Source organism: Mesobacillus thioparans, assembly GCF_965138835.1.
GTDB classification, from domain to species: domain Bacteria; phylum Bacillota; class Bacilli; order Bacillales; family Cytobacillaceae; genus Mesobacillus; species Mesobacillus thioparans.
Genome location: NZ_CBCSFH010000005.1, coordinates 1 through 23,122, shown reverse-complemented (window position 1 = coordinate 23,122; position 23,122 = coordinate 1). Strand labels below are relative to the sequence as shown.

Here is a 23,122-nt window from a genome sequence, read left to right as displayed (position 1 = left end):
TGAGGAAAAGGGTAAAATTCAATAGTGAAGGCAAAATAACTATGTTAGCGTAAAAAGAAAAGAGCTGCATGGACTGAGGAGGAATTAGTATGATCAGTGACAAGCTGGTAAATGAATTGGTTGAACAAATGAATTATGAATTTTATTCCGCGCATGCTTACATGGCGATGGCTGCGTATTGCTCGGCGGAGAATTTAGATGGTTTTGCAAACTTCTTTATGGTACAAGCCGAAGAAGAACGCTTCCACGCGATGAAGTTTTACAATTTCATCAATGATATGGGTGAGCGTGTGACATTCGATGGCTTCAATGCGCCATCAAACGATTTCGAATCTGTCCTTGATGTATTCGAAAAAGGACTTGCACACGAGAAGGAAGTCACTCGTCGTATCTATAACCTGGCAGATATCGCTCTCGACGAACGGGAGCACGCAACAATGACATTCCTGAAATGGTTCATCGAGGAACAAGTCGAAGAAGAGGCCCTGTTCGACAGCCTCATCCAGAAGCTGCGCCGGATTGACCAGGACAGCAACGCATTCTTCATGCTTGAAAACGAACTCGCCCAGCGTTCATTCACGGCACCAGAGTGAAAATAAATTCAGAAAAACAGGACTCCTGGCCGGAATCCTGTTTTTTTATCCCCAAAAAGAAAAGCTGACCTGAAAAATAGGTGTTAAAGGCTAAAATGGCTCAAGCCAGAGAGAGAAATTCGCCTGTTTTGTTGCCTTATATGGATGGAAGGAATTTTATTCCCGGTTGGGCTGAATATATTACCGGTTAGTGCAGTTTTATTACCGGTTTCGCTGAATATATTACCGGTTAGCGCAGTTTTATTACCGGTTGGCAGAGATTTGTCCCCTCTCCTGAAAATGCAAATAATAATCTATAAAATCACAGCCTGCTAACTATTCGTTTAGCGGGCTTTTCCTTGTGGTATACGTCATAGAGGAGCATGTACGTACAAAGGCCTGGTGTTCTGGTCTGTTATTTCATCTTGTGAACGGTTACATAATGTGCTCCCACATCGTAAATGGAGGAATGAATCAGTGAAGAAAAATGATAACCATCAATCTGTGAACGAAAATTCAAAAGATCAGCAGCTGGAACAGTTCAGGTCTGGTCATGACGGTGAAGCATTGACAACGAACCAGGGACTGCGTGTTTCTGAAGATGAACATTCCTTGAAGGCGGGGGAGCGCGGTCCGACATTGATGGAGGATTTCCATTTCCGTGAGAAGATGACCCATTTTGATCATGAGCGCATTCCTGAGCGTATAGTCCATGCAAGGGGATTTGCGGCTCATGGCTACTTCCAGGTGTACGAGCCAATGGCTGAATATACGAAAGCAGGATTCCTGCAGGATCCGGCAAAAAAGACTCCAGTCTTTGTGCGCTTTTCCACGGTCGCGGGTTCACGAGGATCGGGCGATACCGTCCGTGATGTCCGCGGGTTTTCGACTAAATTTTATACAGAAGAGGGAAATTACGATCTTGTCGGCAACAACATCCCGGTCTTCTTCATCCAGGATGCGATCAAGTTCCCTGATTTGATTCACGCAGTCAAACCGGAACCGCATAATGAAATCCCGCAGGCGCAGTCAGCGCATGACACGTTCTGGGATTTCATCGCGAACAATACCGAGTCCGCACATATGATCATGTGGCATATCTCAGACCGGGCGATTCCGCGGAGTCTGCGAATGATGGAGGGCTTCGGTGTCCATACATTCAGGTTCGTCAATGAACAAGGCAAGGCCCGTTTTATTAAATTCCACTGGAAACCAGTACTGGGTGTCCATTCTTTAGTATGGGATGAGGCACAGAAGCTTGCCGGAAAGGACCCTGATTTCCATCGTCGTGATCTTTTTGATGCGATCGAGATGGGGAATTATCCGGAGTACGAGCTTGGCGTCCAGATGATTGACGAAGAAGATGAATTCAAATTCGATTTCGATGTCCTGGATCCAACAAAACTCTGGCCAGAAGAACAGGTGCCAGTCAAGATCATTGGAAAAATGACGCTGAACCAGAATGTGACCAACTATTTTGCGGAAACAGAACAGGTCGCTTTCCATCCGGGACATGTCGTGCCGGGAATCGATTTTTCAAATGACCCGCTGCTTCAAGGGCGTTTGTTCTCCTATACCGACACACAGCTTTCCCGTCTCGGCGGTCCGAACTTCCATGAAATCCCGATCAACAGGCCGGTATGTCCGTTCCATAACAATCAGCGCGATGGTATGCACCGAATGACTATTGACCGCGGCCCGGTTGCCTACCATAAAAACTCGATGCAGAATAACGATCCAAAACCTGTGTCTCCGAGCGAAGGCGGATATGAGCATTATCAGGAGAAAGTGGATGGACGAAAGGTCCAGGCACGAAGCGACAGCTTCAAGGACCACTATTCACAGGCGATTCTTTTCTGGAACAGCATGTCTGATGTTGAAAAGCAGCATATGATCCAGGCCTTCAGCTTTGAGCTTGGAAAAGTGAAAAGCAAGGATATTCAGCAGCAGGTTGTCGAGATGCTTGGCAATATTGATAATTTCCTGGCAGAGCAGGTGGCAGAAAGCCTGGGAGCGAAAAACCCGGAAAGCAAACCGGCAGAAGTGACCTTATCTTCGCCAGCGTTAAGCCAGATGAATACCGCAAAGCTCCCGAATACGAGAAAGGTTGCGATCCTTGCTGACCATGGCTTTAGCGGTGCAGAAGTTTCCGGTGTGATGGACATGCTTAAAAAGAGCGGGATCACAGCAGAAATCGTCAGCAAACAGCTCGGCATGATCAAGGCCGATGACGGGACTGAGCTTGAAGCCCAGCACACGCTCCTGACAGGAAGCTCAGTTCTTTTTGACGCTTTATACGTTGCCGGAGGCCAGCAGAGTGTCGACAGCCTGAAGCAGAAAAAGGAAGCACTTTATTTTGTGGATGAGGCGTTCAGCCACTTAAAAGCAGTAGGTGCTGGAAAAGAAGCGGCGGAACTTCTGGCCGCTGCAGGAATTGGCGTAGAAGATGCCCCGGGTGTCATCGTTTTTGAAAACAGCAAAGAAGTGACAGGAGAGGGCCAGGCATTCATCAAGGCAATAGCTGAACACCGCCACTGGAATCGAATGATTTAATGAAGTTCGAAAATGAGTAAACAGCCTTTAATAAAGAGAAACGGATTCTATCTGTTTCTCTTTTTTACCAGGCTGTGAGGCGTTGGGTGTGAACGTAATTAAGTCCAAAGGAGGGAAAACGATGAAGGTAATTGTCTTCGGTGCGCACAGCAGCGTGGGGGAATTGGTTGTCAGCAAGCTTATGAAAAACGGATATCCTTCATGCGCGGTCATCAGCAATGAAAATCAAATCGAGACGTTGAAAAAACTTGGCGCCAATGAATTGGTGGTATATGAGGAGAAAATGCTGCCAACCTTATTCCGTGGCTATGATGCGGCCATTTATCTGACGGGCATCAATCCAAGGGCCAAGGGAGGCAGAACGGTGATGGTGGACCATGAGTCAGTCATTGAGACGGTAAAGGAAGCTGAGAAGCAGGGGGTTCAGCGCTTCGTGATGATGAGTGCCATCACAGCCAATGAAGCGGAAGGCGATGAAAGCCGGGACATCGGGGCCAAAGAGATGCCTGATGAAATGCTAAGGCAGTCAAAATTGACCTATACGGTTGTGCAGCCAGGAGCATTGACAGACAAACCGGGTGATGGAAAAATATCGGCCGCAGTGACACTCGAGGGAAATGAGGCCGAAATTTCACGCGAGGACCTGGCTGAGGTGCTTGTCATGTCGCTTGAGGCGGAAACAACCTTTAATAAGACATTTGAGGTAGCTGATGGGCATACAGTGATAACAAAAGCATTCTCTTCATTATAGGAAAGGAGGATACAGATGGGTTTGACAGATTATTTGGTGATCATACTGATTGCATTCATCGCTTTGATCATCCTAGTGCCGATCCTGCTATTTATCTATTTATATATAAAAGACGACAGACAAAAGCAGCATTCGATTCTGAGGAACTTCCCGGTCATCGGGAAAGTGCGGTATTTTACCGAACAAGTCGGTCCCGAACTGAGACAGTATTTGTTTAACGCAGACAATGAAGGGAAGCCTTTTTCGCGTAAAGAATACCAGGATGTCGTCAAGGCAGGGAAATATAAGGAAAGATTGATTGGTTTCGGATCGTTACGCGATTTTGAGGCAGAAGGATTTTATATCCGAAACACGCTTTTTCCAAGGTTGACTGAAGAAATGAAGGTTGATAACGCCGGAAAAATCAAAACAAGAGTTTACAAGATTGATGGCGAGGGCCTGTTCACCAGGAAGGAGCATAACGAGGAAAAACTTGCTGATCCTTATTACCTGCAGGATGAGGATGCGGTCGTCCTTGGCGAAAATACTTGCCGCTATCCTTTCAGGGTGCAAGGCCAGGTTGGCCAGTCGGCAATGAGTTATGGAGCGCTTGGCGAGAAAGCGATCCAGGCGTTGTCAAAAGGTCTCGGCCTTGCAGGCGGGACGTGGATGAATACGGGGGAAGGTGGATTGTCCGACCACCACCTCGCCGGGAACCCAGATATCATCATGCAGATCGGTCCCGATTTATTTGGCGTCCGCAAGCCGAACGGCGAATTTTCCTGGGAAGAATTCAAGAAGAAAAGCGAGATGCCTCAGGTAAAAGCATTTGAAATCAAGCTGGCTCAGGGGGCCAAGACTCGAGGCGGCCATGTTGAAGGGGCGAAGGTCACCGAGGAAATCGCCAAAATCCGTCTCGTTGAAGTCGGAAAGACGATTAACAGTCCGAACAGATTCCATGAATTCAGCGATGTGCCATCCATGTTCGACTGGATCGAGGAATTGCGCTCGGTTGGCGGCAAGCCAGTAGGAATGAAGATTGTCGTCGGTGATATGGATGCACTTGAAAACATGGTTTCTTATATGAAAGAAAGCGGCAAAGGGCCTGATTTCATTACTGTCGATGGCGGGGAAGGCGGTACAGGGGCAACCTATCAGGAGTTGGCCGATTCGGTTGGCCTTCCGATTCATTCAGCGCTGCCGGTATTAGATGAAATGCTCCGACAGTATGGGATAAGAGACCGTGTGAAGCTGATTGCTTCAGGTAAACTGATCACTCCTGATAAAGTCGCGATCGCTCTGGCGATGGGAGCTGATCTTGTGAATATCGCACGCGGGATGATGATCAGCGTTGGCTGCATCATGGCCCAGGTATGCCACACGAATACATGCCCAGCAGGTGTAGCGACCACGGACAAGAAGCTTCAGGATGGCCTGGTTGTCGACGAGAAAATGTACCGGGTCGCAAACTATCTCATTTCCTTGCGGGAAGGCCTGTACAATCTGGCGGCCGCGGCCGGCTTGGACAGCCCGACACAGTTTGAACGGAAACATATCGTCCATAAGGATGAACTTGGCCGTGTATCCCCTGTAGAAGATTTGATTATTGCAGCGAGAAGGACGCAAATGCAAAAGAAAGCATAATCGTGATGCCTGGCCTTAATGATTGTAAGGTCAGGCATTTTTATTAACGGGAGAAAAAACTGTAAGCAGTACATATCCAAATTTCTAAAACCCCCCTAAGCTTTAATATAATAAAGTCAACCAGAAGGGGGCCTTGATTATAGTGAGAATCTATTCTGTTACATTTGTTGTCTTTTTATTGCTTGATAGTGTGTGGCTTGGAGTCATTTCTCCAGCTCTCTATAAGGAGCAGATCGGCCATTTACTGGCGCCAGAGGTGAACTGGATTGCTGCTGCTTTGTTTTATATCCTGTTCATCGCAGGGCTTGTGTATTTTGCTGTAAAACCGTCGATTCAGCAAAACAGCTGGAAGTCGGCTCTCGGGAATGGTGGGTTCTTTGGCCTTGTGTGCTACGCCACATTCGACTTGACCAACCAGGCGACACTAATGGATTGGCCGCTGTTGATCACAGCGATCGACTTGGTGTGGGGAACCTTCATCTGTGGTAGTTCATCTTTGGTAAGCTTTTTTATCGGCCGGAAATTCAAGAAGTGAAAAGCAAAAGCCTGCCCAATCATTTTTGGGCAGGCTTTGTTGATAGATTCATACTTTACAAGACGATTGCTGCTATGCGTGCAGCTCTATTCAAGATTGCACAAGCTGCTTGCGCCGTTCCGATCAGGAGCTGAACTTTTTAGGGAACCACGGGATGAACAAATTGGTTTCCTGTTTGTATAGCTGGTACTCTGCGTTTCCAGCATAACGTTTGTCAAGGAATGGGACGCCCGATACCTTCAACAGCAATAAATTGATGAATGCTGCACTGAAGAATGCGGTCCAGCCGTTCTGGACTCCAAGGACAATCAAGAAGATTCCCCACCACATTGCGGCTTCTCCAAAATAGTTCGGATGTCTGCTGTAGCGCCATAAACCGGATTTTAGCACTTCCTCTTTATGTTTCTTCCGCTTCTTGAATCGTTCTAGCTGATAATCCCCGATACTTTGGAATAGGAATCCGATGGACCATAAAAGGATTCCGATTCCGGCGAAAATATCCAAGCCGCTTGCGTCGGCAACATTCACCAGTACAATTGGATAGGCTAATAGCAGCATGATCGCGCCCTGCATCATGAAGACTCGGAAGAAAGCGATCACTCTGACGTTCTTGCCCCATTGCTTTCGGAAATTGGCATAGCGGAAATCCTCGCCTCTGCCGATGGAGCGGATCAGAAGATGAAGGAAAAGACGGATTCCCCATAGTGAAACAAGTGTTAAGACAATCGTCTGCCTGATCGTATTTTCTCCTTCCGATGCGAAATAGCTGACAAATGCGATGATGACAAATCCAAGCCCCCAGCCGATATCGACAATTGAGTTATCTTTTATCAACTGCGCAATGATGAACATCGACACCATAAAGATAAAAATTGCGCCGATATTAAGTAAATATAAATCCCACATTATTATATTCTCCTTTCATATTTTGGTTTATTGAACAGCATGGCTACGCTGACAGATCCTTTGCCTGCATGCGCACCGATGACAGGTGAAACATTGGCGGTATATAAGGGGTGTTTTCCTGTCTGGTTTGTCATTTCATTGGCACAGAGGGCTGCTTTTTCAGGATCATTTGCGTGAAGCACAACGTAATGGCTGATTTGATGTGCTTTATCCAATTGCTGAATCATGCTGAACATCTTTTTAAGATTGGATTTCCGGAAAAAGGTTTTGCCATAAAGCTTTGATTTTCCCTGCTCATCCACCGAAACGATCGGCTTCATTTTTAACATCGTGGCAATTTTCCCTTGCAGAGGAGTGACTCTGCCGCCCCGGATCATATGCTTTAACGTTGGAACGCTCACGAGGATTTCCGTTTTGGCGGTCATTTCCTCCGTGAATTCAATTAACTCAGTCAATGATGCCCCCTGTTCAAGCTTTTCAGCGACTTGATGGATGAGCAGGCCATAGGCACCAGAAAGTGTTTTAGTATTCAGCACGGTAATTTTCTCATCGTTGACCTGGTCAGCTGCGAGCCTGCAGGATTCATATGTCCCGCTCAACTCTTTGGAAACATGGATCGAAAGAATATGGTCATAATGTTTTGCCAGCTGTTCATATAACCGGAAGATTTGCTCAAGGCCTGGCTGGGAGGTTTTTGGTGCATTCTCAGCGACTTCCAATCGATTGTAGAAGTTATCAGGCTTCATCGTTACCTTATCCAGATAGGGGGATCCATCCATTTCGATTGTCGCCGGGAGCAAATGGATCTGGTGGTGATCCATGAAATCCTCTGGGAGGTCGCAGGCTGAGTCGACGACAAGAGCGATCCTGGATTTCCTTGCATGGATACTCTCATACTGGCGCCTCATATCTTCGACCTTCTGGAAGCTGATCGTTCCCAGCTGGGATAAAAGATCGACAGCGGTTTCCGGTTGATTTGTATGGAAGTGCACCTTCAGCTGCTGCTCATCCCCGGCTATCACCACCGAATCGCCAAGCTTTCCTATAGCTTCTTTTATTTTCGAAGAATCAGAGATTCCCTGGATCATGAATTCTGTGCAATAACGGTAAGTAAGCATATCTTCCGCAGAAATGATATGGTCCTCAAGAGGTTGGATTTGGTAGTCCTTCATGATTTTCTCGAAGTGTTCTTCAGGCTGGATGAGCCCTTCGAGAAAATAGACAAACCCTTTCGCCCCTGAATCAACTACTTTTCTGCCGCTGACGCTCTCCATTTTCAGCTTCGTTTTATCGAGAGATTGATAGACATGGGGAAGTGAATCACCAATTAATGAGAGGATATCCGCGTGTGCTGCTGATGATTGCTTCATTGCGAGCACCCACTCTTTCATTACAGTCAAAACAGTACCTTCCTCAGGTGACATGACAGCATCATACGTTTTGCCCGCTGCCAGTTCGCAAACAGAGATGAATTCAGTTGTGCTATCGACATCTCGATCCTTTATTCCATTGGCAAGATGGATCAGGAACTGTGAAAAAATCATTCCGGAATTTCCGCGCGAACCTCTCAAAGCAGCCTTTTTCAAAGAAGTGAGCGATTCTGCGGCATCTTCGGTAATATAAGCATCTTGTAAAATCGTCCTCATCAGATAGGATAAATTGCTGCCGGTATCCCCGTCAGGTACAGGGAAAACATTGATGGCATTCAATTCGTCCTGATGTTCAATCACTTTTCTCGAGCCGGAAAAAAGCATGTTTAACAACAATTTATGATCAAGCATAGTAAGGTTAGCCTCCGCTGAAGTTATACATAACTTATACATATGTTATACAAAGTTTAGGTATTTGTAAAACTTTATCTTCCCAGAGGTGAAATTTTTTTGTTTGAGTTTTTCTATAAGCCAATATTTATGGAATAATGAAAGCAGGTATTTTACAGGGAGGTCTTTTGGATTATGGGAAAAAAAGCTTTGATTGCTGGTTCCACTGGTTTGATCGGGAATGAATTGCTGCAGTTTTTATTGAACGGGGAGGAATATGAACAGGTAGTGGCAATCGTCAGAAGACCGCTTGAAGTCAAACATTCTAAGTTAGAAGAGAAGGTCGTCGATTTCAACCGGCTGAATGAGTACCAAGAACTATTTGCTGTCGGCGATGTATTCTGCTGCCTCGGCACGACAATCAAAAAGGCGAAGACGAAGGAAGCGATGTGGAAAATAGATGTCGATTATCCAGTGGCGATTGCCAGATTGGCCAGTTCACACGGAGCAAAGAAATTCCTGCTGGTCAGTTCGATGAATGCCGATCCAGATTCCCCAATCTTCTACTCGAAAATGAAAGGAAAGCTTGAAGAAGAAATCAAGCAAATTCCATTTGAGACAACAGCCATCTTCCGTCCATCTTTGTTATTGGGGGAGCGGGATGAATTCAGGCTTGGTGAAAGAACGGCCGCTGCAATTGCTATGAAGCTGCCATTCCTGTTTGCTGGGCCATTCAGGAAATACAAAGCCATAGAGGGCAGGACGGTAGCATCCGCCATGTATAAAGCAGCGCAGAAGGATGCGCCGGGACTTACGGTATATCCTTCCGAGACAATACATGAATTTGGATGATGATCAATCAAATCTTGTGAGGTATATATGATGTTCACTCTATTAATATTCTTGGCGTTATTTTTATTGGCAGTTTATGCTGTATTGAATCTCTATCCGGCATTTGGCGGAAAGCACACTGATGAAAGAAAATCCATATACGCAAAGTCTCGGCAATACCGGAACGGGAAGTTTGTCAACCAGATTGAAACTTCATGGGATACAAGCTTTAGTTCAATGATTTCGATGATGAAGGACTTTATTAAAGGGAATCCAGAGAGAAGGCCGGCAGCACCGCTTCCGATGGACACATTCACACCTTTGGCAGAAAAAGATTCGGCAACGAAGATCACCTGGTTTGGGCACTCTGCCTTCCTGCTTGAAATAGAAGGAAAGACTATTTTATTCGATCCGATGTTCGGGAAAGCACCGACTCCATTCCCGCTAAGAAATCAGCGCTATAGCAGGGAACTGCCTTTTAAGATAGAAGAACTGCCGGTTGTGGATGCAGTTGTGCTTTCACACGATCATTATGATCATCTTGATTATGGCACGATCATTAAGCTAAAGGGCAAGGTGAAGAATTTTATCGCTCCGCTGGGTGTTGGAGCGCATTTGCAGCGATGGGGAATTTCCCCTGATATCATCCAGGAGCATGACTGGTGGGATGAATTCTCCTTTGAGGGACTCCAGCTTGCCTGCAACCCTGCCCGCCATTTTTCTGGCCGGAGTCTTACCGACAGGAATGCCACCCTCTGGTGTTCCTGGGTCATCAAGGGCCAGGGTGCCAACATCTTTTACAGCGGTGATGGCGGCTACGGTCCGCATTTTAAAGAAATTGGCGAGAAATATGGACCATTTGACCTGACGGTGATGGAATGCGGCCAGTATGACGCACGCTGGGCAGCGATCCATATGCTCCCTGAAGAGACGGTCCAGGCACATCAGGATGTGCAGGGAAAGGTGATGATACCAGTACATTGGGGAGCCTTCACGCTTTCTCTTCATGCATGGCATGATCCCATCGAGAGGGCAGTCCGGTCAGCGGAAGAAGCAGGAGTCCGTATTGCAACGCCGAGGATTGGGGAGACCATCGCTTTGGCTGAGTACAAGATTCCGAAGTCAGCCTGGTGGAAGCGGACAGATTCATATTGATTTGAAAAAGTCATGTTGGTGATAACATGGCTTTTTGACTTGGAGAATGGCATTTTTTAATAAATGGCATGAGACTGGAAGGTACATGGGTCATTCGTTTCCGTTGTGATACCCTTCACAATTTTAAACTCCTCATATGGAATCATTTTTCGCAAAATTTACATTTTCATCATATTTCGACAACTTTTTTACATTATGATTATCTTGGATTTATATTAGAGGAGGTAGTCAAAGTTGAAGAAGTTAATTTCTGTTTTTCCCGCAATTATTTTATTCTTTTCAACACTTTCCCCATCATTCATGACCAATGTACCAAGAGTGGAGGCAGCAGGGACTGAGAATGTCGTCATCAATGAAATTGCCTGGATGGGAACGAACAACAGCTATAGCGATGAGTGGATTGAGCTATACAACAACTCAGGTTCAGATGTGGCGCTCGATGGCTGGCAGCTCAATGCAACGGACGGTGCTCCGGCAATCACTTTGAGCGGGACGATTCCGGCAAATGGCTATTTTTTGCTTGAAAAGACAGATGACCAATCCGTTACAGGAATTCAGGCTGATCAGATTTACAGCGGCTCGCTAGGCAATTCAGCTGAATATCTCAAATTAATGGATGCAACAGGTGCTGTTATAGATGAGGTTGACTCCTGGTATGCAGGTGATAACACGGCTAAAGCGTCAATGGAACGGATTGATCCAGCGGTTGCCGGGCTTGATTCGACAAACTGGGCGACAGCCAATGGAAGTTATGCCGATGGCCGGGGGACTCCAAAGGCTCTCAATTCAACGGTCACTGATGGCGGCGGTTCGGGTGGCGATGCCGGCGGAAATACAACTCCTCCTGATTCGCCAAGCGTTTGTGATGACAGGACACAGCGCCTGAATAATGTTTCTGAGGCAGAGGGCGCGATGAATGTGTATTTTAACAAATGTGCTTTTCCTCAATATGCTTCTGCTGGGAACGAAGCGAACTATAATGTAAACTTTGAAGATATTTTAATCAAAAGATTAAATTCAGCAACAAAGAGCATTGACTTAGCTACCTATGAAATCAATCTCCCGAGAGTGGTTGATACGTTGATCCAGAAGGCGGCACAGGGTGTGGATGTGCGGGTGATTGCAGATTCCAAGGATGCAGCAGACCCGCATTACGCAGAACGATTTGAAACAATGCGGCTATACCTCGAAAAAATGAAGCGCGGGCAGGATGCGATCATTGGAACTGATGATGATATTGTCATTTTTTCAGATTCACCCATGTTTGCCGTTGAAGACAGTGCCAAACGAACAGAAAAGGGATTGCCTGCCGGCGTTACTGATATTGAACAAATAACTGTTACAGTCGGAAACAGTGATACTACTGGTCGGCTTTTTGTTGAAGCAGAGGAAAAATCTGCAGGAAGCTACTATGGGCCAGGAAACCAGATGCATAATAAATTCGCAATTGTGGATGACCGCTGGGTATTCACAGGGACCTGGAATTTTACTGTGACAGGCCTTTATGGTACTGATGAAAACATGCAGCAGGGCATCCTTGACGGCAACCAGAACCAAATTGTCGAAATCAACTGGCCACAGCTTGCTGGCATCTATGAAACGGAATTCAATGAGATGTGGGGAAGCAATGCATTTAATCCAGATCCAGCGGCTTCAAACTTCAGCACGCGCAAAAGCGATAACACCACACATATTTTAGATATCAATGGTAAGAAGGTTGAGATTTATTTTTCAGCAGGGGATAACGCTGTCGGCAAAATGGCTGATTTGATCCGGAATGAAGCTGAATTTAATACATACTTCTCTATTTTTGCATGGAGCGACCAGGCGTTGGCGGATGAATTAAAGAATAAGTGGGAAGGTTCCTATAATGATATGGAAGGAACTTTGACTGGATTTGATGTGAAAGGTTTGTTCGATTCAGATTTCTGGAACCAGTGGTGGTCCGCTAGTGTTGACATGACAGGGAGGACTGCTTCACAAACCAGTGTCAACAATCCTAACACACGCTGGAACAATCCCGCTCCTGTCTATGCAGATGCAGAGACACGCAAGCTCCACAGCAAAACGATGCTGATTGACGCCGATACAGACAGTGACCCTACTGTCATTGTCGGATCGACGAACTGGAGCAACAATGGAAACAATGTTAACGACGAGAACATGCTGATCATCCATGATCCAGCAGTTACGAACCAATTTCTCCAGGAATTCAATGCCCGCTACGTCCAGTCTGGGGGAATATTGCAGTAGTTTGAATAACATGAGCTTGTAAGATTTACATCAAAAAAGAAGGCAAAACTTGTAAACTCGTTTTGCCTTCTTTTTTTTAGTTCACTGCTTCGGGAGCAGGAGTGATGGAATTTTTGCTTTTCCTGGCTTTTTTGCTGAACCAGCTTCTCTTCTCGGTACTTCTTGTGAAGATGCGGTATACAGCCGGAATCAACAGCAGGGTGATAAGCGTCGCGAAACTCAATCCGGCGATGATGGCAGTTGCCATGGGTGCCTGGTAGTTTCCAGATTCTCCTGTTGCCAGGGCTAATGGGAGCATGCCGCCAATAGTTGTCAGTGTCGTCATTAAAATAGGGCGGATGCGGTTTTTGCCTGCCTCGACGAGCGCTTCCTGGACAGTATAACCTTCGCTTCGCAGCTGGTTGGTACGGTCGATCAGTAAAATCGCGTTATTCAGGACAATTCCGATCAGCATGATGATTCCCATGCCTGACATGACACTCAGTTCACGCTGGGTCAGGAACAATCCAAGGATTACGCCGACGATCGTCATTGGAATGACCGACATCACGATCAGCGGATGGCCGAGGTGATTGAACTGGACGGCCATGACCAGATAGACAAGGAAGATGGAAATCGCCAAAATCAAAATCATGTCCTGGATCATTTCCTGCTGCTGCTGGAGGTCTGCTGCAGGAGTGATGCTGTAACCAGCTGGCACATCATAGCGGTCCATCAGTTTCTGGACATCACGGTTGATGGCCCCAAGGTCCTTGCCCTCAATATCAGCAGAGATGGAAATGAAGCGGTCCCCGTCTTTATGCTTGATCTCGTTTGGATTTTCCTCACTTTTTAATGAAATGAAGTTTGACAGCTTTTTCTCGCCAGCTGGAGTTGGCACATTCAGGTCAAGCAAAGCTGACTTAGTGGCTGTTTCTTCATCCCATTTCAGTTTCAGAGGAATATTTTCATCATTAATTTTCATTTCACCAATTGGCATTTGCATTAAGGACTGTTCGATGTATTGCTTGATTTGCAGCTGGGATAATCCAGCTTCTTCAATTTCGGTTTCCTTCAGCTGGACAATCTGTTCCACAGATGTGCGTTCAATCGAATTCTCAATCCCGACAATTCCGTCGATTTCAGCCAGCTCTTTTGTAAAACCATCGGCAATTTTCTGGAGCTCCTCAAAACTTTCCCCGGAAATGTTGATTTGGACAGGGGATCCGCCTCCAGCTGACATGGCAGCCTGAGCTCCCTTGACTGGAACCGTCTTTTCTAGATTCCTCAGTGACTTAAGAATCTCTTCATTCACTTCTTTTTGGTCCCGGGTAATATCATCGCCTTTTGTCATGTTGATGATGGTATACATCATGGTCCCTGAATCCATCACATAATTTGTCTCGACATCCTTGATGCCTTCGAGGGCTTTATTCATTTCGGTAACGATTTCCTGCTTTTCTTCGAGACTCAAACCTGGTTCAACTGGGACCATGATTTCAGCATAACGATTCAGCATATCCGGCATGATCGTCATCGGAATTTTCGTCACCAGCATCATCGATCCCGCAAGCATGAGGAAGAACAGGCCGATGATGGCAAAACTGTGGCGCTTTTTCCCGATGGTCCATGAGATTACACTGCTGTAGGAACGAAGGAGCGGACCATCCTTCTTCACTTTTTCTTTCTTTTTCAGCTTTAAAAACTTCTCTGATAAAGATGGGATCAGTGTGAAGGAAACGATGACCGAGCTGATCAGCGTAATCGCGACAACGACTGAAAGAATGATCATGAATGAGCCCATCTCACCGCCTAAAAGGCCGATTGGGAGGAATACGACAATGGTCGTCAGCATCGATGCAAGTACTGCTGTAGCGACTTCTTTTGTCCCTTCAATGACTGCATCCATGTTCTTCAGGCCAAGTTCTTTTTTACGATAGATGGATTCCAGGATTACGATGGATGAGTCTACCATCATGCCGATCCCTAATCCGAGCCCGATCAGCGTCAGGATATTGAAGCTGTATCCGAACATCCACATGGCAGCGAAGGTAAGCAGTACCGATGTTGGAATGGAAAGTCCGACAATCATAGTGGCACGGATGTTCCTCAAAAAAAGCATTAGGATGGCAACTGCAATAGCAGCACCGATTAATATATTGCCTGTGACCCCATCGATGGAGTCTTTCACATAATCCGCCTGGGCAACCATCTCATTCAGTTCAAGCCCGCCGGTGATCAAGCCTTCTTCGCGGATTTTCTTGATTTCCTTGCGAACAGCATCTGCCATTTCAATCTGTGTCGCATCAGCAACCCGGCCAACCTGGACAAAGATGAAATCTTTCGAACCGTTTTTCCAGACAAGAGAGGCGTTTTCCAGCGGCTGTACCGAAATATCAGCCACCTCGGAAAGCTTGATATTGCCATTAGATGTAGCTAAATGAAGACTCTTGATTTTTTCGACTGATTCAAGCTGGGTGTTCCACCTCAAAGAGGGTGAGTTCGTTTCGTTTTTCAGCTGGCCTAGAGTGGCTTCCGTGTTTGCCTGCTGGATCGCGCCAATTACCTGTGCTGCATCCAGTCCTTTTTTCGTGAGTTCTTCCCTTTTAAGTTTTACAGTCACTTCTTTTTCCAGGCTGCCTGAAAGCGATACATCACGGACTTCCGGAAGAGCTTCTAACCGTGGTTCCAGGATGTTCTTTGCGAAAGCAGTCATTTTCTCCATATCAGGACCGGATACATCCATGAAGAAATCGTATGCCTGGCTTGTGCCGTATTGGGCAGCCGTTACATCTTTGACACCAGTCAGTTCGGAGGTTGCGTTGTTAACGACCGATTCTACTTCCTTGAAAACCTCATCGCCTTTTCCGCGTTCAATCGTCATTTGCATTGAGCTTCTGCCGATATTGCTGGTCGATTCGATTTTCTCGACACCTTCAATACCAAGGATCTTTTTTTCGAGCGGGGTGGTGATGTTTCTTTCTACTTCGATTGCCGGCATCTCACCCGCGTTGATTTCCACATATGCTCCATCCATCTGGATCGATGGCAGCAGCTCTTTATCCAGTTTCAAAACTGAAAAGCTGCCAATCAATAAAACTAACACGACCATCAAACTGACTAGAATCTTTCTTTGGACAATAAACTTCAATAATCCCATAAAATCCTCCCTAATATTATCTTAAAATAAGATTGTAAAAAATTTCTATTTTATACACCCAAAAACAGATTATACACATATTTATAGGAAAAAATAACTATAATTTTGTAAGAATATAAATATTTCTCCTTATAAATACATGCTCTGGTAATCACAGTGCTTTAATAGAAATCTTCTCTGTAATATTTCCATTTTATCCCTTGGATGCAAAAGTCATAATGAGCCAGAGACAGATTTTCATATAGGGCTCAGGGCTGATTCGAAATAGACAGGGAGGTGGATGGTTCATAGGAAAAAAAAAGGATTCAACATTTAAATATATTTCTATACCGTGACTTATGATAAAATCCATAATATGGGAAGTGAGACCAAGTACAAACAACGGATGGATGGATGAATGGAGTTCATTTTAGGAGCAGCTGCTGGCTTGGCTATAGGTTTCCTTCTGCGTTCAAAGGCGGAAATTTCGAAACAAGATGAGGGACTGGACGAGATACAGCGGATTGCCATACTAGTCGAGAATTCAACGGATGTCATTTTGCTATTACCAGGTTGAGCCGGAATTTAAATTCAAGTATATAAGTCCGTCTCTGGACACATATCTGGGATTAGGGGTTGTTGAGGCGGCGATGGATAATCCGTATGACTGCTTCGAACGATCTCATCCGGATGATGTGGAGCAGCTGCATGATAAAGTGACTGGCAAGCTTGATTATTCCCAGCCAATTCTTCAGCACTGGAGCGGCCCAGGAGGAGAATACCTCTGGTTTGAAGAATACGCTAGCCCGGTTTACCACGATGGCCAGCTGATCGCCGTCCAGGGGAATTCGATCCTCGATTGACCTGTATAATAAGCAAAACCGAAATAGCCCAATTGGCTTATCGATTGGTTATGCATGCACTAGTGCATCTGCGGGCAGGATGGAAGAGATGATGGCGATGGCTGATGCGAGAATGTATAAGGAAAAAAGACGAAAAAAAGAGTTTGTACATATATAGACAGCAGGTCAGTGCAAAGGATAACTAAAAGGAAAGAATGGACTGCATCCATATAAAAACCGCATGGATTGAACCCATGCGGTTTGTTCGGTTATACTAATTTTCCCAGGTTGACGCGCTTATGGATGGCAAGCATCACAGGAATGCCGACAGCCATTACGGTGAATTCACCTGCGGCTGTTGTCAGCCATGTGAACCAGAACGGCATCTGGAAAGCGAGATTCAATTCAAGCGCAATCAGGAACATCGTGAAGGTGAACACCAATGTATTCACAATCATCCGGCCGATGATATTTTTGATATATTTAGCAGTGAAAATCGTAATCAATAAAGAAATCACTGACTGGCCAACGCCAAACACAAGGTCATAGGCGATCAACGGGGAAAAAAGCAGGTTAGTTAGAAACACACCTAATACAATTCCGAAGAAATACTTTCTGTTAAAAACAATCAGGTGGTTGAACATTTCCGATACGCGGAATTGTACATTCGTAAAGCCGAATGGCTGGATGACAGCAGAAACGGCGATATACAACGCAGCCAGAATCCCGTTTCGGACAATCGTTCTCGTATTCATTTTCATCTCTCCTAGTTTTTTTACGTGGGATGGTTACGAACCACGATATTTAAAAGCCAATTGTATATTATATAGGATGAAAAACCTTCTCACAATAGAATTTTTCTAGAATACTAGTTTGAGACTTGTGCTAAGGTAAGGATAGAATTATCTCGATTTAAAGTATCTTTGTTTTAAAATATTTCATTGGGTTGGTATAATTTAATGAAACTGGGAAGGTAAACTGCAAAGGGGTTGTTAGTCGTGTTTAAAAGAGATATAAAGAAGCATTGGACCGTTCAATATGAAGAGAGGGGCATGCCGCATGTGCAGGCAGGGCTCGTGCTGAACCCGCAGGACTGGCGGGAATTGGATCCGTTCATTCTAATGGCGGAGGACTGGTTCAAGCGCGGAACCTTTTCTGATCATCCACATCGCGGCTTCCAGACGATTACGTATGTCATCGACGGAAGACTGGAACATATCGACAATCATGGAGGCCACAGCATTCTTGAAGCTGGGGACATCCAGTACATGAACGCCGGCAGCGGAGCAAGACATGCTGAAGAGGCGGTGGATCAAGATATTGCCCATACACTGCAATTATGGCTGAATTTGCCAGGAGAGCTGAAGGGGACCACCACCTCCTATCAGAATGTTTATACCGAAGAGGCGCCTGTTGTTGCATTCGAGGGTGGCACGCTAAAGGTTTACTCAGGAGAAACAGCCGATGTAAAGGGACCGCTGGAACCATTGGTGCCTTTTGCTTTATCTGAAATTCGCCTGACAGAGGGTGCAGAGTTCACCTATGAACTGCCAGAAGGACATAATGCTTTCCTGTATATTCTTTCAGGTGATCTGATAGCTGGTGAAAGCGAGGTCAACCTAAAAAAATCCTCAGCAGCAATCTTGACCTTCAATGATGGCGGGGAGGGCTTAAGCGGGTTGACTTTGAAAGCGAATAAGCGCTCAAGAGTTTTGGTCTACTCCGGCAAGCCAATCAAAGAGGAAGTCGTTGCCTCCGGCCCATTCGTCATGAATTCAATGGAGGAAATCCGCCAGGCATACCGCGATTACCAGGAAGGCAAATTCGGCGTGGAGGCGAAGTGAGTTTGACAGGAGGAAGATCCGTTTTCCGTCTGATATCTTTTGACGGCAGCCCGATTTGTCGTGTATCATGAAGACATACAAATGAATAGTTCTCCTAAAGGGGAGTAGCTTTTACAACAGAGTCGTCATTACGGAGGTCACTCCCGGCTTTGTTGGCAACAATCGTTGTTAGCAAGACCTTTGCCAAACATGGTGAAGGTCTTTTATTGTTTTATTACCTTCACCAAATCAGGTGAAGGTTTTTTTATTGGTTTTTTGGTTGAGCTAAAGCGATTCCGTCTTATATGTGCCCGAAAAGCCGCCGAGTGGAAGAGTTCGGTCACATAAAGAGGGAATATGTGCCCGAAAAAGTGCCGACGGGAAGAGTTCGGTCACATAAAGAAGGAATATGTGCCCGAAAAAGCACCAACGGGAAGAGTTCGGTCACATAAAGAAGGAATATGTGCCCGTAAAAGCACCAACGGGAAGAGTTCGGTCACATAAAGAGGGAATATGTGCCCGAAAAAGTGCCGCGGGAAGAGTTCGGTCACATAAAAAGGGAATATGTGACCGAAAAAGCACCAATGGGAAAAGTTCGGTCACATAAGGTAGTAGAGGCGAAAAATTTTGATGATAGGAACCTTTTTATAAAGCATCTGGACGCAATTGCTGTCTTTTAACATAAAGTGAAATATCGGAGTGTAATTGTATTGGAGTGAATATCCAGGCAGCCAGTTGATCAGAACTGAGTCAACGCACGATGAATCAAAAAAGTTACCAATAGGGAGGAACAGAATGTTATTAAGAAAGTATATGTCACTGTTTGGAGTAGGATCCGCCCAGATTGATCTGGTTTTGAAGAAGGATGTCCTAACCCCGGGCGATCCTGTGCATGGGAAGTTTTTGATCAAGGGCGGGACGGTTGCCCAGGAACTGCAGCAAATTGAATGCGGTCTTGTCATGGTGGATTTGAAGACAGAACAAGAAGCTGTATTGGATAAAATATTTATCGATGTAAAGACGAGAATCCAACCTGACGGGGATGATGAGGTTCCATTCACATTCCAGCTCCCAACAGATGTTCCCCTCTCGAATAAGCATATTTCTTATCACTTCAAGACAAAGCTCGTTTTCAAGCAGGGAATAGAAAGCTGGGATGAAGATATGATTAAGGTTGTGAAAAAATGAACGGAAACACGGGAATTCAGGACAACACAGGATTTTAAGGAAGGAGCAGAAAGAATGAACCAATACGAATATCTTGCAAATAGTGTTGTTTATTTAGTGCGGGGATCAAAAACAGTTTTGGTTCATAAGGACCCAAGACTTAAGCTGATCGGGGAGGGTCGAAGTGCTTTCGCATTCTTGATCAGCGGAACGGACTTGGTCTTGAAGGTTTTCTTTCCGGAGTTCCACAGAGTTGCGGCAGAAGAGGCAGCAGTGTATGAGCAGCTTGCTGGAAGCAGGTTTTTCCCTAATCTTCATGGTTCAGGGAGTAATTATCTGGTCATCGATTATGTTCGTGGCTTGACGCTCTATCAATGTCTGGTAAATGGAAGGACCATCTCTCCAGATCATATTGAGGAAGTTGACCACGCCCTGAAAGTTGCACGGGAAAATGGCCTCAACCCGTCCGATATCCATCTGAGGAACATCATCATCACGCCAGATAATAATATCAAGCTCATTGATGTGGCGCGATTTCGGCAATCGAAGGACTGTTCACAGTGGAAGGACTTGAAGACGGCATTTTATAAATTTTACATGCATGAACGCTTTCCTCGGAAATTGCCGCAACGAGCCATGGATTTGATTGCTTTCTTCTACAAAAAAGGATTGCTTCCATCTATTAACTAATCGTGGCTGTAATCCTTTTTTAAAAATTACATAAAGGAAATATACCGGCATCAGCTGCAGGCTCAAAAACTTGTCCTGTTTTCCTATCCTGCGTTATGATGGTTTATAACAGTGTAATTTAAATTATATGAGTTTGGATATATAGACGATCATCGTCATAGAACATATGGAGGAATCGTAATGACTAAAGAACTGCAAGCATTAGGGGAAGCCATTATCAGCAGGAAGCATCAAATCGCAAAGTCTGTTCACGAAGACAGGTATTCTGATGCCGTTTTGACGGAAGCGCAGAAATATGATCTTGGTAGAATTGAACAGCAAATCCTTGAAGTCAGGGCAAATTTCGTTGAACTGTTCGGCGAAGCTTTGATCGAGCATGAAGAGCCTAAGAGAGTATTCGATAAACTGACAAACTGGGGACAAGAAACCGGTGAATATATTTACAAGCTGGGTGCCTCTCTTGATGAAGCGTTAAAAGATACAACCTATTATCGGGAACATATCTGGAAAGCGATTAGAGAAGAAGCCAAGGATATGCCTGCTGCTGTCTTCTTTGAGGTATTGGATGTTATTGACCCATTGATGGATCATGCGATCTACAGCTTCAGCCTCACATTTGTTGAAGCACATCAACAGAGCCTTGAGAATGCAAAAACGGCTTTGCTTGAGCTTTCAGTGCCAGTTGTCCCATTAATGCCTGGCGTAGGGGTACTGCCTCTTGTCGGGAATGTTGACACAGAAAGAGCTCAGCTATTGATGGAAGAGACACTGGAGCAGGCTGTAAAGTTAAAGCTGACCCACCTGATTTTTGATGTCTCCGGTGTCATGATCGTCGATACAATGGTTGCTGATCAGCTGTTTAAAGTCATCAGCGCCCTTGCCCTTGTTGGCGTAAAAACGATTATGACCGGCATTCGCCCTGAAGTCGCCCATACGATGGTGACACTAGGATTGAATTTAGAAGGAATCATGGTGAAATCAAATCTTCATCAGGCCTTCAAGGAAATCCAGCACTTACAGAATGTATAATGATTGAAAAGCTGCCTCGGCAGCTTTTTTTGTTGAATCAGATAGAAGGATTTTCCTCTTCAAAAAGAGAAATGGAAAGTAGCCTTGAGAAAAAGTGTGACTGGGGGAATAGAATATGGCTGAGCTGATTTTACGTAATGCGGAAGAAAAAGATACACCAGAGTTATTCGATCTGATGGTTCAATACATTGTCGATTTTTACAAAAAACCAATGCCTGATGAAACTGAACTGAAAAACCTGATTCGTCACCTGTTAGAGCATCCTGAAACGGGATTGCAGTTTGTTGCGGAGAAAGAAGGACAACTGCTGGGGTTTGCCACCTTGTATTTTACTTTCAGCACGTTGCAGGTTAAACGCGCAGCGATCCTGAATGATTTGTTCATCAAAGAAACTGCCAGAGGAGAGAAAGCGGGTGAGCAGCTTTTTAAAAAATGCCTGGCCTTTATAAGGGAGAATGATTTTGCCTATATGACATGGGAAACGGGTAAGGATAACCTTGCTGCCCAGGGGTTGTACGATAAAATGGGCGGGAAGCAGTCTGACTGGCTGGTATATGAAATCGAATAAGGGCCGGCAGTGGTATGGTTTTTATTTTGCCGAGTCTTATTTCGTGTTTTTTGCTAGATTAACACCTATACTATAGTGTGAATTAAACAACAGGAGGGATCCGGAATGCAGATTGAAATGTGGACGGACTTTGCTTGACCATTCTGCTATATTGGCAAAAGGCGTCTGGATGACGCTATTAAACAGATCGACCACCCGATAGAAGTAACGTACCGCTGCTTCGAGCTTGATCCGAACATGAAGCGGGATATAGATTATAACATGTATGAAGCTCTCTCGAAGAAATACGGGATGAGCATTGCCCAGGCAAAAGCAAGTACGCAAAATATGGTGCAGATGGCGAAGGAATCCGGTCTGGAATATAATATCGATACGCTGGTACTAACAAATACCTTCGATGCCCATCGCCTGACGATGTTCGCGAAAAAGTATGGGTTAATGGCTGAGATGACGGAAAGGCTATTGCGTGCCTACTTTACCGAATCCAGGCATATTGGTGACCATGGAACATTGGCGGAACTCGCAGCGGAAGTTGGGCTCGACGGGAGCGCTGCAGCCAAAATGCTTGCCAGCGATGAAATGGCCGAAGAAGTCCGCGCCGATGAAAGCACTGGCCAGCAGTACGGCATCACAGGTGTGCCATTCTTCCTGATTAATAAGAAGTATGCGATTACTGGCGCACAATCAACTGATGTCATCGTCCAGTCATTGAAAAAAGTCATCACCGAGAGCGAAATCACCGTTCTGAACAACGATGATGGTATGATTTGTGATGACGATGGTTGTGAAATTCCAAAGAAATAGTCAAAAAAGAACTAGTCGGTGTGAACTGCTCCCCGTCAAGTAGACAGTGGAAATAATAAAAACAATCTAAGCGGCTTTAGCCCTGTATTCTAAAGGGCTAAGGCCGTTTAATCTTTTTTGGTAACGTTCATGATTATAAAAG

The 23,122-nt window shown here is 45.3% G+C and carries 21 protein-coding genes and 1 riboswitch; of the genes, 16 read left to right on the top strand and 5 right to left on the bottom strand.

Features of this window, described 5'->3' with window-relative positions; translation table 11 throughout:
* Positions 1-89 precede the first annotated feature (89 nt).
* The 5 genes from ACNAZ4_RS10125 (at position 90) to ACNAZ4_RS10105 (ending at position 6,034) form a co-directional block, all read left to right on the top strand.
* Positions 90-593, top strand: coding sequence for a ferritin (locus ACNAZ4_RS10125; protein ID WP_415814226.1), 504 nt, complete (start codon positions 90-92; stop codon positions 591-593).
* A 456-nt stretch (positions 594-1,049) separates the two neighbouring features.
* Positions 1,050-3,125, top strand: a complete 2,076-nt coding sequence (locus tag ACNAZ4_RS10120) for a catalase (protein ID WP_415814225.1) — start codon at positions 1,050-1,052, stop codon at positions 3,123-3,125.
* A gap of 121 nt (positions 3,126-3,246) precedes the next feature.
* Positions 3,247-3,876, top strand: a complete 630-nt coding sequence (locus tag ACNAZ4_RS10115; protein ID WP_415814224.1) for an NAD(P)H-binding protein — start codon at positions 3,247-3,249, stop codon at positions 3,874-3,876.
* 15 nt (positions 3,877-3,891) lie between these two features.
* Positions 3,892-5,499: an FMN-binding glutamate synthase family protein gene (locus tag ACNAZ4_RS10110; RefSeq protein ID WP_415814223.1), complete on the top strand. Its 1,608-nt coding sequence runs from the start codon at positions 3,892-3,894 to the stop codon at positions 5,497-5,499.
* Positions 5,500-5,641: 142 nt separating this feature from the next.
* Positions 5,642-6,034, top strand: a complete 393-nt coding sequence (locus ACNAZ4_RS10105) for a DUF2177 family protein (RefSeq protein ID WP_415814222.1) — start codon at positions 5,642-5,644, stop codon at positions 6,032-6,034.
* Positions 6,035-6,157: 123 nt separating this feature from the next.
* On the opposite strand, the gene ACNAZ4_RS10100 is transcribed toward ACNAZ4_RS10105, so the two are convergent.
* Positions 6,158-6,940, bottom strand: a complete 783-nt coding sequence (locus ACNAZ4_RS10100) for a DUF1295 domain-containing protein (RefSeq protein ID WP_415814221.1) — start codon at positions 6,938-6,940, stop codon at positions 6,158-6,160.
* 2 nt (positions 6,941-6,942) lie between these two features.
* Positions 6,943-8,721, bottom strand: coding sequence for a DegV family protein (locus tag ACNAZ4_RS10095; protein ID WP_415814220.1), 1,779 nt, complete (start codon positions 8,719-8,721; stop codon positions 6,943-6,945).
* A gap of 174 nt (positions 8,722-8,895) precedes the next feature.
* On the opposite strand from ACNAZ4_RS10095, the gene ACNAZ4_RS10090 reads away from it, so the two are divergent.
* The 3 genes from ACNAZ4_RS10090 (at position 8,896) to ACNAZ4_RS10080 (ending at position 12,939) form a co-directional block, all read left to right on the top strand.
* Positions 8,896-9,552: an oxidoreductase gene (locus ACNAZ4_RS10090; protein ID WP_415814219.1), complete on the top strand. Its 657-nt coding sequence runs from the start codon at positions 8,896-8,898 to the stop codon at positions 9,550-9,552.
* Positions 9,553-9,579: 27 nt separating this feature from the next.
* Positions 9,580-10,686 carry an MBL fold metallo-hydrolase gene (locus ACNAZ4_RS10085; RefSeq protein ID WP_415814217.1) on the top strand — a complete coding sequence of 369 codons (1,107 nt, stop codon included), beginning with the start codon at positions 9,580-9,582 and terminating at the stop codon, positions 10,684-10,686.
* Between the two features lie 234 nt (positions 10,687-10,920).
* A complete protein-coding gene (locus tag ACNAZ4_RS10080) occupies positions 10,921-12,939 on the top strand; it encodes a phospholipase D-like domain-containing protein (RefSeq protein WP_415814215.1) in 2,019 nt (672 codons plus the stop codon).
* 76 nt (positions 12,940-13,015) lie between these two features.
* Here ACNAZ4_RS10080 and ACNAZ4_RS10075 read toward each other — a convergent pair whose 3' ends face one another.
* On the bottom strand, positions 13,016-16,078 hold the full coding sequence (locus tag ACNAZ4_RS10075; protein WP_415814214.1) for an efflux RND transporter permease subunit: 3,063 nt from the start codon (positions 16,076-16,078) through the stop codon (positions 13,016-13,018).
* 397 nt (positions 16,079-16,475) lie between these two features.
* On the opposite strand from ACNAZ4_RS10075, the gene ACNAZ4_RS10070 reads away from it, so the two are divergent.
* Positions 16,476-16,634, top strand: a complete 159-nt coding sequence (locus ACNAZ4_RS10070) for a hypothetical protein (RefSeq protein WP_415814212.1) — start codon at positions 16,476-16,478, stop codon at positions 16,632-16,634.
* Positions 16,609-16,920, top strand: coding sequence for a PAS domain-containing protein (locus ACNAZ4_RS10065; protein WP_415814211.1), 312 nt, complete (start codon positions 16,609-16,611; stop codon positions 16,918-16,920). The genes ACNAZ4_RS10070 and ACNAZ4_RS10065 overlap by 26 nt, the downstream gene beginning before the upstream one ends.
* A 248-nt stretch (positions 16,921-17,168) precedes the next feature.
* On the opposite strand, the gene ACNAZ4_RS10060 is transcribed toward ACNAZ4_RS10065, so the two are convergent.
* Positions 17,169-17,654 (bottom strand): QueT transporter family protein, encoded by a 486-nt coding sequence (locus ACNAZ4_RS10060; RefSeq protein WP_415814209.1) that lies wholly within the window; start codon positions 17,652-17,654, stop codon positions 17,169-17,171.
* A 5-nt stretch (positions 17,655-17,659) separates the two neighbouring features.
* A riboswitch (PreQ1 riboswitch) is annotated at positions 17,660-17,704 on the bottom strand.
* Positions 17,705-17,897: 193 nt separating this feature from the next.
* Here ACNAZ4_RS10060 and ACNAZ4_RS10055 point away from each other — a divergent pair.
* The 6 genes from ACNAZ4_RS10055 (at position 17,898) to ACNAZ4_RS10030 (ending at position 22,980) form a co-directional block, all read left to right on the top strand.
* On the top strand, positions 17,898-18,743 hold the full coding sequence (locus ACNAZ4_RS10055) for a pirin family protein (protein ID WP_415814208.1): 846 nt from the start codon (positions 17,898-17,900) through the stop codon (positions 18,741-18,743).
* 774 nt (positions 18,744-19,517) lie between these two features.
* Complete coding sequence (locus tag ACNAZ4_RS10050; RefSeq protein ID WP_415814206.1) at positions 19,518-19,910, top strand: sporulation protein; 393 nt, start codon at positions 19,518-19,520, stop codon at positions 19,908-19,910.
* Between the two features lie 54 nt (positions 19,911-19,964).
* Positions 19,965-20,579, top strand: a complete 615-nt coding sequence (locus tag ACNAZ4_RS10045) for a serine/threonine-protein kinase (RefSeq protein WP_415814205.1) — start codon at positions 19,965-19,967, stop codon at positions 20,577-20,579.
* A 180-nt stretch (positions 20,580-20,759) separates the two neighbouring features.
* Entirely contained in the window at positions 20,760-21,608 is an 849-nt protein-coding gene (locus tag ACNAZ4_RS10040) for an STAS domain-containing protein (RefSeq protein ID WP_415814204.1), read from the top strand.
* Between the two features lie 115 nt (positions 21,609-21,723).
* Positions 21,724-22,176 carry a GNAT family N-acetyltransferase gene (locus tag ACNAZ4_RS10035; protein WP_415814203.1) on the top strand — a complete coding sequence of 151 codons (453 nt, stop codon included), beginning with the start codon at positions 21,724-21,726 and terminating at the stop codon, positions 22,174-22,176.
* Positions 22,177-22,326: 150 nt separating this feature from the next.
* Positions 22,327-22,980, top strand: coding sequence for a DsbA family oxidoreductase (locus tag ACNAZ4_RS10030; protein ID WP_415814486.1), 654 nt, complete (start codon positions 22,327-22,329; stop codon positions 22,978-22,980).
* Between the two features lie 66 nt (positions 22,981-23,046).
* On the opposite strand, the gene ACNAZ4_RS10025 is transcribed toward ACNAZ4_RS10030, so the two are convergent.
* Positions 23,047-23,122: IS3 family transposase (locus tag ACNAZ4_RS10025; RefSeq protein ID WP_415813528.1), on the bottom strand; the 76-nt coding region annotated here is incomplete at its 5' end.

Excerpts from the sequence above, each read along its gene's own strand:
- ACNAZ4_RS10060 (WP_415814209.1), bottom strand. The coding sequence starts at position 17,654 with ATGAATACGAGAACGATTGTCCGAAACGGGATTCTGGCTGCGTTGTAT.
- ACNAZ4_RS10075 (WP_415814214.1), bottom strand. The coding sequence starts at position 16,078 with ATGGGATTATTGAAGTTTATTGTCCAAAGAAAGATTCTAGTCAGTTTG.
- ACNAZ4_RS10110 (WP_415814223.1), top strand. The coding sequence starts at position 3,892 with ATGGGTTTGACAGATTATTTGGTGATCATACTGATTGCATTCATCGCT.
- ACNAZ4_RS10115 (WP_415814224.1), top strand. The coding sequence starts at position 3,247 with ATGAAGGTAATTGTCTTCGGTGCGCACAGCAGCGTGGGGGAATTGGTT.
- ACNAZ4_RS10085 (WP_415814217.1), top strand. The coding sequence starts at position 9,580 with ATGATGTTCACTCTATTAATATTCTTGGCGTTATTTTTATTGGCAGTT.
- ACNAZ4_RS10125 (WP_415814226.1), top strand. The coding sequence starts at position 90 with ATGATCAGTGACAAGCTGGTAAATGAATTGGTTGAACAAATGAATTAT.
- ACNAZ4_RS10050 (WP_415814206.1), top strand. The coding sequence starts at position 19,518 with ATGTTATTAAGAAAGTATATGTCACTGTTTGGAGTAGGATCCGCCCAG.
- ACNAZ4_RS10045 (WP_415814205.1), top strand. The coding sequence starts at position 19,965 with ATGAACCAATACGAATATCTTGCAAATAGTGTTGTTTATTTAGTGCGG.
- ACNAZ4_RS10095 (WP_415814220.1), bottom strand. The coding sequence starts at position 8,721 with ATGCTTGATCATAAATTGTTGTTAAACATGCTTTTTTCCGGCTCGAGA.
- ACNAZ4_RS10065 (WP_415814211.1), top strand. The coding sequence starts at position 16,609 with ATGTCATTTTGCTATTACCAGGTTGAGCCGGAATTTAAATTCAAGTAT.
- ACNAZ4_RS10035 (WP_415814203.1), top strand. The coding sequence starts at position 21,724 with ATGGCTGAGCTGATTTTACGTAATGCGGAAGAAAAAGATACACCAGAG.
- ACNAZ4_RS10100 (WP_415814221.1), bottom strand. The coding sequence starts at position 6,940 with ATGTGGGATTTATATTTACTTAATATCGGCGCAATTTTTATCTTTATG.
- ACNAZ4_RS10040 (WP_415814204.1), top strand. The coding sequence starts at position 20,760 with ATGACTAAAGAACTGCAAGCATTAGGGGAAGCCATTATCAGCAGGAAG.
- ACNAZ4_RS10070 (WP_415814212.1), top strand. The coding sequence starts at position 16,476 with ATGGAGTTCATTTTAGGAGCAGCTGCTGGCTTGGCTATAGGTTTCCTT.
- ACNAZ4_RS10090 (WP_415814219.1), top strand. The coding sequence starts at position 8,896 with ATGGGAAAAAAAGCTTTGATTGCTGGTTCCACTGGTTTGATCGGGAAT.